Raw genomic sequence first — 1,426 nt, forward strand, 5'->3', positions numbered from 1 at the left:
TAACACCATTCAGTTAAGAGTTTCTTCTCTTAACTGGATAGCGAGTTTTGTTAATTCGAACGGTCCTACTTTTGGGCCGTTTTCGTTTTTTGGGCAAGATAAATTGTTTAACGTTTTCCCTCATTGCTTTGAGCTTTTTAGGGATCGTTCCTGGCGAAGCAATTGCGCACCACATCAACTCATCCTGTATATAACGCATCGCCATTACAAAGCTAATCCGCAATGGTGACACCTCTGCCTCTTTAGCGATTTGGCTTATTTCAACTCTGATCAAGTTATACGCAATCAGCATTCCCCAAATCTCCTGATAAACGCCTTCAACGGTCTGACTTCTTAGTAAAATACTCTCATCAAGTTGATATTGCTTGATTTCTCCATAGCCATTTTCTATCTCCCAGCGTTCGAAATAGACATCTAATATATCTTGAGAGGAATATTTGCTTGTATTGGTTAATGAGCTCAGCACACCTGTAATATGATTGTCCTGGGATTTTTCTTGATAGGTCACTAGTCTTGCATGCCACTTTTCAGGTAGCTCTGGGTTCTTTTTTCTCGCTTGTGGTGATACTGGCATTTCAACTAGATAATCGTTATCAGCGTATTGCTCGATAACTTCAAAGCGTGTATTACATTTGAGTGGAGTAAGCCAATGACTATTTGGGTTGACTCCCCACCAACTTGTCATAAGATCTGCACTAAAGTAACAACTATCAAAAATAGTGAGAGAATTAGCTGGAACTGATTCAATTAGCTCTCGAGCATAACTAATTTCGCCTTTACTACACGGACCAAATTTTACATCTCTTATCATACGACTTCGTAATGACATGAGTGCGCATAAGCGGGCTACTGGGTATACGGACTGCTTCCTATGCTGATTACTGATATAGCCAAAATGCTCTGAATTTTCGGTATTTTCTGCACATCGAAATGTCGTTCCGTCAACAGAAAATAACTGAAGACCATGCCATGTATCTTGGCTGTCTTCCCTATGACACCAGTGTTTAGAAGTGATATTAAAAAGGGCTTTAAGGGGAGCGGCTGTAAGTCGCTGTCTGGCTTGCGGGATAGCACTTGGTGCAACGGTTTCGCCCAGCTTATCAACTAACTTTAAGTCGAGCTTCGAGACGACTTCGGCGATGGAACGATTTCGATAGAGGCCAATGCCAACAATGAGCCAAACGACTAATTCTGCAGGAAGTTTTCTGCGCCTAATACTTGCTTTGTTGGTTAGCTCTAACGCCTGTTCAATCCATTCCAATGGCAATTCTTTTTGAAAGATAGAGAGTTCTTCGGGGGCAGCAAGTAGTTCAGTATCAATAAGCCAGTTAGACAGCATAAAAAATAACTCCGTTCAAAAGAAGGAGTCATTTTCGTAGGATCATTTTTGCTGTCAACCGATCAGTTTCTTAACTGATCGGTGTTA

Annotated in this window: 1 protein-coding gene; it reads right to left on the reverse strand. The window is 41.2% G+C overall.

The window, feature by feature from the left end:
* Positions 1-13: 13 nt before the first annotated feature.
* On the reverse strand, positions 14-1,339 hold the full coding sequence (locus IEW93_RS21735) for an IS4 family transposase (protein WP_188741272.1): 1,326 nt from the start codon (positions 1,337-1,339) through the stop codon (positions 14-16).
* Between the last annotated feature and the right edge of the window lie 87 nt (positions 1,340-1,426).

Source organism: Shewanella inventionis (genome assembly GCF_014641855.1).
In the GTDB taxonomy this organism is placed as follows: domain Bacteria; phylum Pseudomonadota; class Gammaproteobacteria; order Enterobacterales; family Shewanellaceae; genus Shewanella; species Shewanella inventionis.